The 10,037-nt window shown below is 68.2% G+C and carries 11 protein-coding genes; 6 read left to right on the forward strand and 5 right to left on the reverse strand.

Translation table 11 applies throughout. From position 1 onward, the window contains the following. Window positions 1-52: 52 nt before the first annotated feature. Together ABZ382_RS30440 and ABZ382_RS30445 are read left to right on the forward strand one after the other, a co-directional pair. On the forward strand, window positions 53-883 hold the full coding sequence (locus ABZ382_RS30440; protein ID WP_357096073.1) for a CoA transferase: 831 nt from the start codon (window positions 53-55) through the stop codon (window positions 881-883). A 5-nt stretch (window positions 884-888) separates the two neighbouring features. After that, on the forward strand, window positions 889-2,049 hold the full coding sequence (locus ABZ382_RS30445; RefSeq protein WP_357096017.1) for an acyl-CoA dehydrogenase family protein: 1,161 nt from the start codon (window positions 889-891) through the stop codon (window positions 2,047-2,049). A 50-nt stretch (window positions 2,050-2,099) separates the two neighbouring features. Here ABZ382_RS30445 and ABZ382_RS30450 read toward each other — a convergent pair whose 3' ends face one another. Further along, window positions 2,100-3,326 carry an MFS transporter gene (locus ABZ382_RS30450; protein WP_357096020.1) on the reverse strand — a complete coding sequence of 409 codons (1,227 nt, stop codon included), beginning with the start codon at window positions 3,324-3,326 and terminating at the stop codon, window positions 2,100-2,102. Continuing rightward, on the reverse strand, window positions 3,326-3,976 hold the full coding sequence (locus ABZ382_RS30455; RefSeq protein ID WP_357096023.1) for a GntR family transcriptional regulator: 651 nt from the start codon (window positions 3,974-3,976) through the stop codon (window positions 3,326-3,328). The genes ABZ382_RS30450 and ABZ382_RS30455 overlap by 1 nt, the downstream gene beginning before the upstream one ends. 163 nt (window positions 3,977-4,139) lie before the next feature. On the opposite strand from ABZ382_RS30455, the gene ABZ382_RS30460 reads away from it, so the two are divergent. Next, window positions 4,140-4,601, forward strand: coding sequence for a YiiD C-terminal domain-containing protein (locus ABZ382_RS30460; protein WP_357096026.1), 462 nt, complete (start codon window positions 4,140-4,142; stop codon window positions 4,599-4,601). A gap of 62 nt (window positions 4,602-4,663) precedes the next feature. Here ABZ382_RS30460 and ABZ382_RS30465 read toward each other — a convergent pair whose 3' ends face one another. After that, window positions 4,664-5,047, reverse strand: a complete 384-nt coding sequence (locus ABZ382_RS30465) for a hypothetical protein (RefSeq protein WP_357096029.1) — start codon at window positions 5,045-5,047, stop codon at window positions 4,664-4,666. Window positions 5,048-5,174: 127 nt separating this feature from the next. Beyond that, a complete protein-coding gene (locus tag ABZ382_RS30470) occupies window positions 5,175-6,407 on the reverse strand; it encodes a cytochrome P450 (RefSeq protein ID WP_357096032.1) in 1,233 nt (410 codons plus the stop codon). A 209-nt stretch (window positions 6,408-6,616) separates the two neighbouring features. Here ABZ382_RS30470 and ABZ382_RS30475 point away from each other — a divergent pair, with 209 nt between their 5' ends. Continuing rightward, window positions 6,617-8,194, forward strand: coding sequence for a carboxylesterase family protein (locus ABZ382_RS30475; protein WP_357096035.1), 1,578 nt, complete (start codon window positions 6,617-6,619; stop codon window positions 8,192-8,194). A 25-nt stretch (window positions 8,195-8,219) separates the two neighbouring features. On the opposite strand, the gene ABZ382_RS30480 is transcribed toward ABZ382_RS30475, so the two are convergent. Further along, window positions 8,220-9,152: a MerR family transcriptional regulator gene (locus ABZ382_RS30480; protein WP_357096038.1), complete on the reverse strand. Its 933-nt coding sequence runs from the start codon at window positions 9,150-9,152 to the stop codon at window positions 8,220-8,222. An 87-nt stretch (window positions 9,153-9,239) separates the two neighbouring features. On the opposite strand from ABZ382_RS30480, the gene acpM reads away from it, so the two are divergent. After that, window positions 9,240-9,545: a meromycolate extension acyl carrier protein AcpM gene (gene acpM / locus ABZ382_RS30485; RefSeq protein WP_357096041.1), complete on the forward strand. Its 306-nt coding sequence runs from the start codon at window positions 9,240-9,242 to the stop codon at window positions 9,543-9,545. Continuing rightward, window positions 9,542-9,997 carry an SRPBCC domain-containing protein gene (locus ABZ382_RS30490; RefSeq protein ID WP_357096044.1) on the forward strand — a complete coding sequence of 152 codons (456 nt, stop codon included), beginning with the start codon at window positions 9,542-9,544 and terminating at the stop codon, window positions 9,995-9,997. Before acpM ends, ABZ382_RS30490 begins: the two co-directional genes overlap by 4 nt. Window positions 9,998-10,037: the final 40 nt, after the last annotated feature.

The following is a 10,037-nucleotide window of genomic DNA, read 5'->3' on the forward strand; positions in this document are numbered from 1 at the left end:
ATTGACCGGTTCACGATACAACTGTATCGTTCGCGATATGGAGGAACCAACGCTGCGGCCCCTGGTCGGAGTCGAAGTCGTGTCCCTGGCGGTCAACCTGCCCGGCCCACTGGCCGCCGCGCGGCTGGCCGAGCTGGGCGCACAGGTGATCAAGGTGGAGCCGCCGACCGGTGACCCGCTGGCCGCCGCCGCGCCGCAGTGGTACGAGCACCTGGTCGCGAGCCAGCAGGTCGTCACCCTCGACGTGAAGCAGGACGCCGACCGCGCCAAGCTCGACGAGCTGCTGGCCACCGCCGACCTGCTCATCACCTCCATGCGGCCCTCCGCCCTGGCCCGCCTCGGCCTGGCACAGCCGCAGCAGCGCTTCCCGGAGCTCTCGCTCATCGAGATCATCGGCCACGCCGACGAGCCCGAGGTCCCGGGCCACGACCTGAATTACCAAGCCGTACACGGCACCCTGACCCCGCCGCACATGCCGAAGGTCCCGATCGCCGACATGCTCGGCGCGGAGCGCGCGGTCTCCACCGCCCTGGCCGCCCTGGTGCGCCGGGCGACAACCGGTGCGGGACAGCCGTATCGGGTCGCCCTGGAGGAAGCCGCGGCCCGCGCGGGCGACGCCGTGCGCTACCGCCTCATGGGCGACGGCGCGGTACTGGGCGGCGCGTTCCCCGGCTACGGCATCTACGAATGCGCCGACGGCCACGTCGCGCTGGGCGCGGTCGAGCCGCATTTCTTCCTGGGCGCGCTGGCCACCTTCGGCGCCGACGGGACCCACGAGGCCTTCCGGAAGGCCTTCGCCGACAAGACCATCGCCGAGCTCGAAGCCATCGCCGCTCGGGAAGACCTGCCGCTCAACGGCATTCGACGCAACAACGGAGAGTGACACCGATGTCCGAACTGTTCCCCGACTACCGGCCCACCTGGGAGACCGATCAGCACCGCGAGCTGCGCAAGCACGCCGCGGAGTTCTTCCGCAAGGAGGCCATGCCGCATCGCGAGCGCTGGACCGCCCAGCACATGGTCGACCGCGAGTTCTGGAACAAGGCCGGCGCCGCGGGCCTGCTCGGCCTGGACTTGCCGGAGGAATTCGGCGGCGCGGGCGGCGATTACGGCATGCAGGCCATCGTCCAGGAAGAGCTGGTCTACGCCCACGACAACGGCTTCGGCTTCTCCGTGCACTCGCCGATCGTGTCGCACTACATCTACAACTACGGCAATGACGAGCAGCGCGCGAAGTGGCTGCCGGGCATCATCAGCGGCGAGCTGGTGCTGGCCATCGCCATGACCGAGCCCGGCACCGGATCGGATCTGCAGTCGGTGCGCACCACCGCGATCCGCGAGGGCGACCACTACGTCGTCAATGGCTCGAAGACGTTCATCTCCAACGCCACCCACTGCGATCTGCTGGTGATCGTGGCCAAGACCGACCCGTCCAAGGGCGCGGCGGGCGTCTCGCTCATCGTGGCCGAGACCAAGGATCTGCCGGGCTTCGAGCGCGGCCGGGTGCTGGAGAAGATGGGCCAGCACGCGCAGGACACCCGCGAGCTGTTCTTCTCCGACATGCGCGTGCCGGTGGCGAATCTGCTGGGCGCGCAGGAGGGTCTGGGCTTCTATCAGCTCATGGAGCAGCTGGCCCGGGAGCGGCTGATCATCGCCAGCCTGTGCTCGGCGCTGGCCGAGGCCGCGGTGCTGGAAGCGCTGCGCTACTCCAAGGAGCGCGAGGCGTTCGGCCGCCCGATCGGCAAGTTCCAGCACAACGCGTTCACCCTGGCCGAGGTCAAGACCGAGGCGCTGGCCATCAAGACGCTGGTGGACTACGCGATCCAGCAGTACATCGACGGCAAGAACGACCCGTCGACCGCGTCCATGGCCAAGCTGTTCGCGGCCGAGACCTGCGACAAGGTGGTCGACCGTTGTCTGCAGCTGTTCGGCGGCTACGGCTACATGATGGAGTACCCGATCGCGAACATGTACACGGGTTCTCGCGTGAACCGCATCTACGGCGGCACCAGCGAGATCATGAAGGAGATCATCTCCCGCTCGCTGTAAGGCGGGGCCCGGCGGCGGGCGGTTGGGGGCCGCCGCCGGGACCTCCGAGCTCAGGCCGGGCGGGACCGGCTCACGATGGCCAGGCACACCGCGCAGGCGGCGGCGAGGACGCCGAACATGGCGGGGTAGCCGACGCCGAGGCCGTTGTGGCAGACCGCCATCAGTGCCGGGACGCCGAAGCCGAGGTAGCTGACCGCGTAGAAGACGGCGGTCAGTCCGGCCAGGTCGTCGGGGCGGGCCATACGCTCGATCTCCAGCAGGCCCGCGACCAGGCCGCTGCCGAATCCCATGCCCAGGGCGACGGCGGTCAGCACGGTCAGCCACAGGGTGAGGGTGGCGGAAGCGGCTGCGGCGAGCAGCATTCCGAGGATGACCAGGCTCAGCGCCAACATCGGCAGCCGCAGCGAGCCGGGGCGATCGATCTTGCGCGCCACCGACTGGATGCCGAAACCGCAGCCGAGGGTGATCACGGTGATCAAGGCGGAGAACGCGATCGGGGCGCCGTGTACCTTGGGCATCATGAGCGTCGGCATGATGGCGTAGGCCGCCGCCGACGAGGTGAACAGCCACAGGCACACCGGCAGCGCGATGGTCCGGAAGCGGTGATGCGCACCGACGGGGACCTTCAGATCGTCGAGTAGTCGCCCCGGATTCACCTGTGGCGCGATGGTTTCCGGCGCGCGGAACAGCAGCGCCGCCGCCATCGCACACAGCGTCACATTGATCAGATAGGCGAGCGAGTCCGGCCACGGACCCCACTGCGCCAGCACGCCCGCCACGCCCGCGCCGACGCCGAAGCCGCCGGTGAGGCTCATGGCCGAGCGGCGCGCCCCGGTGCCGGAGGCGGTGCCGGCGGTGAACGGCGGCTGCGACAGCTCCTTGAGCCAGCTGCTGCCCACCGCCATGGCCAGGCCCAGCGCGATGCCGCACAGCACGCGGCCCGCGGAAAGCATGGGGACCGAATGGGATCCGAAGGCCAGCAGCGTCGAGCCGGTGGCCGCGATGAACGGCGCGGGCCGCATGAGCGGACGGCGGCCGTAGCGGTCCGAGAGCGGGCCGCCGATCAGCAGGGCGGGCACGATGCCCAGCACGTATTCGAACAGCAGCAGGTCGACGGTGGTGACCGGCAGCCCGTCGCGCTTGTACATGACGAGCAGGGGCGTGAATTCGTTGCCGCCCCAGGCGATCGCGAAGATGGCCGTCGCGACGCCGAGCCACGCCTTCGGGTGCGTGCCCAGCCGATCGACGCGGGTGTCGAGGGTGGTCAGGGTCGCCATCACAGGCCCCTCGGGGTGACGCCGTGCACGTCGGTGAGGTGTTCGGCGAGGGCCTCGGCGAATCCGGCGCCGTCGGCGGCGTCGATCAGATCGGCGAGGCGGGTGTGCTGCTCGATGATGCGGTGCGGGTTGGTCTCGCCGCGTTGCAGCGCGACGCTGTTCATCCGGCGCTGCCGTTCGCGCAGCGAGTCGTAGAAGCCGATGAGCAGCGGGTTGTCCGCGGCCACCACGTACTCGCGGTGGAAGTCGGCGTCGGCGATGGCGAATTCCTCGAGGTTGCCGGCGTCGGCGAGTTCGCGTTGGCGGTCCAGGGATTCGCGCAGCCGGGGGATGAGGCCCGCGCGGGCGATGCGGGTGAGCGCGTCCACCGCACCGGTTTCCACAATGTAGCGGGCGTGGATCACATGGTCGGCCTCGTGCGAGGGGACGGGCACCACGAGGGCGCCGCGCTTGGGGTAGAGCCGCATCCAGCCCTCGGTCTCGAGCCGCAGGAAGGCCTCGCGGACGGGGGTGCGGGAGGTGCCCAGCTCGCCGGCCATCTCGTTCTCGCTGACCAGCTCCCCGCCGGGGAGGTCGCCGCTGAGTATGCGTTCCTTGATTTCGCGGTAGGCCCGCTCGGCGGCGGAGAAAGTCTTGGACACGACTTGCATACTAGAGGTGTCGTGGGATGATTTGCCTGGATGTGGCGGGTTTCACGGGCTGGGATGAAAGAGTTGCGCGGCAACCCTCTCAGGCGGAATGATTCACCTTGTTGGCAGCACGTCAGTAAGTGGCGCCAAAGATGTCAGAAACAGCTGGGACGAGGAGGTCCGCATGGCGAACGAAGCCCCGCCGCTGCACGAGATCGTGAACGGTGCCCTGGAGCACACGATTCCGATCGCGCACAAGATGGGCGTGCAGGCGCAGGAGGTGCGGCCCGGGTACGCCGCCACCACGGTTCCGATCGAGGGCAACGGCAATCACTTCGGCGTCATGTACGCCGGTGTGCTGTTCACGGTCGCGGAGATCCTGGGCGGCGCGATCGCCATCTCCACCTTCGACACCGCCAAGTACTTCCCGTTGGTGAAAGACCTGCACGTGTTCTTCCGCAAGCCCGCCGCCACCGATGTGCGCGCCGAGGCCACGCTGTCGGAGGCGGAGATCGCGCGGATCACCGAGGAAGCCGACATCAAGGGCAAGGCCGACTTCACCTTGAAGGCCACGGTGACCGACGCCAACGGGGTGGTCGTCGCCGAGACCGAGGGCCTCTACCAGCTGCGCACCCACGGCAAGTAGGCCGCGGAAACGATCGAGCCCCGGGATCGCTCCCGGGGCTCGATCGTTTTCCGGACCGCTGATCAGGCGACGATGATCCAGCCCTTGCAGCCGGTGCCCTGGCTGCCCGGCCACTCCGAGCCCGACACCTCGAACGGGATGGCGCCCGGCATCGGGGTGCCCAGGTCGACGGTGGTGGTGACCGCGCCGTAGGTGTCGGGCAGCGGGGTGCGCTTCCCGGCCATGTCGATCTTGGCGTCGTCGGTGAAGTTGCTGGAGGTGGTGATCTCCAGCGTGGTGGGTGTGAACGAGTGCGCTATCAGCGTGGTCTGGCCGCACTGGCCCTTGGCGTAGTCGAGCGTGATCTTCTGCGGCGCGGCGTCGGCGGCGGCCGGCGCGGCCAGCGCACCGGACAGGGCACACGCGGTTGCCGCCAGGGTGATGCGGCGGACGTACACGGTCTTCACGAACAAAACCCCTTTCCTGTGGTCACAGCTGTGGATGCCCCCCTGATCGATCGACGACGATCATGCCGTGACCACGCCCCCGGCACGCGGCGGACGCGCGGAAGAATCCGGGCGAGTCCGCGCGGGCTCACGTGTTTCGGATGTGGAGGCGCAGCGGCAGGGTGCGATGGCGGCGCACGAAGATGCTCGGAAACCACTGCGGCGGGGCGTCTTCGACGAGGGTGAACGCCGTGGTCCGTTCCAGCAGGGCGGTGAGCGCGGCGGTGGCCTCCAGCTTGGCCAGCGCCGAGCCGATGCAGAAGTGGATGCCGCGCCCGAACGCGAGATTGTTGGCGCCGCTGCGGCGGTCCAGGTCGAGGGTGTCCGGATCCTCGAAGCGGGCCGGGTCGCGATTGGCGGCGCCCCACTGCAGCAGCAGGTGGCTGCCCGCGGGAATCGCGATGCCGCCCAGCACGGTATCGGTGGTGACGTGCCGATGATGGCCTCGGAACGGTGATTCCAGGCGCAGCGCCTCGTCCAGGAAGGCGGGCAGCAGGGCGGGTTCGGCGCGCAGCTCGTCCTGGAGGTCGGGTCGGGTGGCCAGCAGGTGGGCGGCATTGGCGATGAGGCCGGCCGTGGATTCGCCGCCCGCGCCGACGAGTTGGACCAGGATCAGCACGGCCACCACGTCGGTGATCTGCCCGTCCGCGCAGGCGCGGGCCAGCACGCCGAGCAGGTCGTCGCCCGGGTTGCGCTGGGCGGCCGCGAATTCGGTGTGCAGATAGCCGGTGAGTTCGGTGGCGGCGGTGACCAGCTGCACGAAACGGTCCGAGTCGACCACGCCGCCCAGCATCTCGGTGCTGTCGTAGGCCCAGGTGAGCAGTTGCGGCACAGCGGCGTCGGGGAGTCCGATGATGTCGGCGACGAGTGCCAGGGGGAGGCGGTCGGCCATGCCGGTCGCCCAGTCGATGCGATCGTCGTGCCGTTCCTCGGTCCACAGCCGGTCCACCAGTTCCTCGGCGGTCGGTCCGAGGCCGCGAATCCGTTTGGCCAGCAAGGGTTGCACGAGTTTGCGCTGGGCCTGGTGGCTCGGGTCGTCGGCGGTGGCGAGCACGTGGACGGCCTGGCCGCCGCCGTCCATGTCGAAGGTGACGGGCGGCTGCCCCTCCTGCCGCAGCAGGGCGCCGGTGAGGTTCGAGGAGAACTCGTCGCCGCGATTCACGGCCTCGGTCACCAGATCCCAGGACGTCACCAGGTAGAAGTCGGTGCCCGGGATGCGGTAGACAGGGGATTGCTCGCGCAGCCGCCGGTACAGCGGGTAGGGGTCGTCGATGTGCGCGGGGTCGAACACGTCGAGCGCATCGGGGGAGGTGCGGGTCATGGGGCCACCGTCGTCCCGACCTGAATCGAGTGTCAACAAGCGTCTCGCCGTGAGACGGATCCGCGGTGCGGACCCGTCCGTACGCAGGAGTTTTCCCGGTTTCGTGAGACTTCGGACCCCCGTCCGGACCGGCCGACTAGTATCGAACGACTACGCGATAGCGCTTGCTGGCCCAGGAGGCTCGGGTGATCGTGCGTGAACAGGGGTGGATGAGGCGGGGATCCGGCGCGGTGTTCGCGGCGGTGGCGCTCTTGGTGGTGATCTTCGCGGTGAACGGCCCGGTGGCGCGGGCGTATTCGGGGCCCGCTCCCGACACGGTCACCATCGATAGTGGTGCGTTGCATGGTGTCTCGACCCCGTCGTATCGCTTGTTCAATGGGATCCCTTACGCCGCACCACCGGTCGGTGCGCTCCGCTGGCGGCCGCCCGAGCCGGTCGCGCCGTGGCCCGGTGTTCGTGAGGCCCGCGATGCGGGCCCGAACTGCGCCCAGCCGACCGGGTTGGGCGGCCTGCGCACCACCGTCGAAGACTGCCTGTACCTCAATGTCTGGACGCCGCCGACCCTCCCCGCCGACGGCCGCGCCCTGCCCGTCATGCTGTGGATCCACGGCGGCAGCCTGCAGACCGGCACCGGAAGCATGTACGGCGCAGCCCCTTTGGTCTCCCAACCCGACGGTGACGTCATCGTCGTCACCATCAACTATCGCCTCGGCCTGTTCGGCTTCCTGGCCGCCTCGGCCCTGGACGACGGTTCCGGCTCCGGCGACTACGGGCTCATGGACCAGCAGGCCGCGCTGCGCTGGGTCCACCGCAATATCGCCGCGTTCGGCGGCGACCCCGACCGCGTCACCCTGGACGGCGAATCGGCCGGCGGCGTCTCGATCTGCGCCCACATGGCCACCCCGTCCTCCAAGCCCCTCTTCCAGGCCGCCATCCTCCAGAGCGGCCCGTGTGCGAGCCAATCCCTGCCGGACGCGGAGGCCGAAGGCGACGCCTGGGCTGCCGCCGCGGGCTGCCCCGCCACCGACGACGCCACCTGCCTGCGCGCCCTCTCGCCCGACATCCTGGTGGACCGCGGCCCCGAGGACACCAATATCGTCCACGGCAACGCCTACCTCCCCGAAAGCCCGCTGACCCTGCTGAAATCCGGTGGCATGTCCCACATCCCCACCTTCGTCGGTTCCAATCACGACGAGGTGGCCCTCTGGGTCTGGATCAAATACGGCATCCCCCTCGGCCCGGTCATGACCGCCGCCGACTATCCCCGCCTCCTCGCCGCCAAGATCCCCGACCTGACTCCACCTCGAACAGACCAGGTCGTCGCCGAATATCCGGTCACCGACTACCCCCAACCGGCCTTGGCTCTCACCCGAGCCTGGACAGACCAACTAGTCTGCAAACTCATCTCCCAGGTCTCCGACCTCTCCCGCCAAAACCCCACCTACGTCTACGAATTCGACGACCGCGGCGCCTTGGCCCCACCCAGCACCTTCCCCATGGGCGCCTACCACGCCGCCGAACTCCCCTCCCTCTTCGACCTGGTCCAAGCCGGCTTCGCCCTGGACGGCGTCATGACCCCACCCCAACGCCGCCTCCAATCCGACATCCGCCGCTACTGGACCCGCTTCATCAACACCGGCACCCCCGACCCCGTCGGCCTCCCCGCCATCCCTCAATACACCCCTGCCGCCCCGACTTTCCTCTCCTTCCGCCCCGCCGGAAACCAATTCTCCGAGACCTTCACCGCCGACCACCGCTGCACCTTCTGGAACACCCTGTTCCAATAAGGCAGGCGCACGGCCCCTTTCGGGCCTAACCGGCCCTTGCGGCTGACGCCTGTTCCAATGCGTTGTACAGCCAGTCGTGGGCGCGGCCGATCGTGACTCGGGGTCCGAGGAGTCGGTCTGTCAGGGACCAATAGCGGTGGATTCGGGGGTCGGAGTCGGTTGCGTCGCGGAGGAGGTGTTCGCGGAATTGCCGGGTGTCGCGTTCGCCGCGGGCGGTGGCGTGGGCGGTGACGAATCGGTCGAGTTCGTTGCCGGGGTGCGGGGGAATGCCGTCGGCTACGAGGGGCACGACGTCGATCATCAGCTCGCCCATCTCGTGGTAGAGGGCTCGCGGGTCGCGGATCAGGTCGGGCCGATCTCGCCAGTATTGGTGTCGGACAGCCTTGTTCAGGTCCGGGCTGGAGGCGAGGGCGGCCAGTTCTGCGTAGGTGACGACCTCGTCGACTGATGGGTCGGTGGGCGGCTCGGGCACGTTCCAGCACACCCAGCCGTCACTGTCGGACCGCGGAATCGGCGTGAGAATGCGGTGCCAGAACCGGATGAGGCACTCGTGCAACGCATTACCGTCCTGTGCCACGGCCAGTAGGGCGAGCCGGTCGGCGCGTTGTTCCGGGGCGGCCGCCTCCATGGCCCGTACCGATGCGCGACGCCAGGCCAGCGACCTGAATTCGATATCGAGCTTGGCGCTTTCGGCGGCGATGGCCTCCTCCATCGACTGTTCTTCGCGCAGCACGCCGGTGATCGAGTCCAACCCGAGTCCGAGCGCCCGTAACCGCCGCACGAGTAGCAGTCGTTCGGTCGCGCTGTCGGCGTCGAACATTCGATGTCCGCCGCCGCTGCGCTGGGATTCGAGAATGCCTTCGTCGCAGTAGAACCGGATTGTGCGCACCGGCAGCCCTGAGTTGCGCGCCAATTCCCCGATGCTCATCAGCGCAGCGGGCTTTGTGTCGTCCGTCACAAGTCCTTGAACCTCCACCCCACTGGAGCTTTTAGCGTACTGGCACTGCCGTTCAGGTATATGTCGTCACATCGAGGAGAGTGTTTCGTGGCCAGCACCCAGGAAGAAATCGTCACCGGGATCGCGGAGATCGTCGAAGAGGTGACGGGAATCGATGCGTCCGAAGTGACGCTCGAGAAGTCCTTTGTCGAAGACCTGGAAATCGATTCGCTGTCGCAGGTGGAGATCGCGGTACAGCTGGAGGACCGGTACAGCGTGAAGGTCCCCGATGAAGACCTCGCGGGTCTGCGGACCGTCGGTGACGCGGTCGCGTACGTCCAGAAGATGGAAGCCGAGAAGCCGCAGCTCGCCGCGGAAATGGAGGCGAAATACAAGGAAGGTCAGGCGAATTGAGCGAAACGATGATCGCCGATACGCGGTTGAATCCCGCCGCTGTCGAGCTCGGCAGCTTCTTCCGGCAGCCTCCGGACGCGGTATGGCGGGCCCTGACCGAACCGGATCTACTCGAGAAGTGGCTGCTCCGGCCGACCGGGTTCGTAGCATCCGCCGGAACCCATTTCCGATTCACCACCACGGATTCGCCGATAGACGAGATCCTCTGCGAGGTCCTGACCGCGCGTCCCTCCGACCAACTGTCCTACACCTGGACATATCCACGGGCCGACTATCCCACCCGATGGATCGTCGACTGGACGCTGCACCCGCAGGGTCATGGCACCCGACTCCTGCTGACGCAGACAGGTTTCGACATCGAGGACCGCCGCCAGAAGATGGCCCGCAATGCCGTCGAACGCAGTTGGAAACGACTCCTGCTGCCCCGCCTCGGCCAGGTGCTCCACCACTGACCTGACCAGCTGGCATCCGGTGTCGCAGGCGATCGCCTCG

Origin of the sequence: Nocardia sp. NPDC005825, from assembly GCF_040630175.1 — a bacterium.
Lineage (GTDB): Bacteria > Actinomycetota > Actinomycetes > Mycobacteriales > Mycobacteriaceae > Nocardia.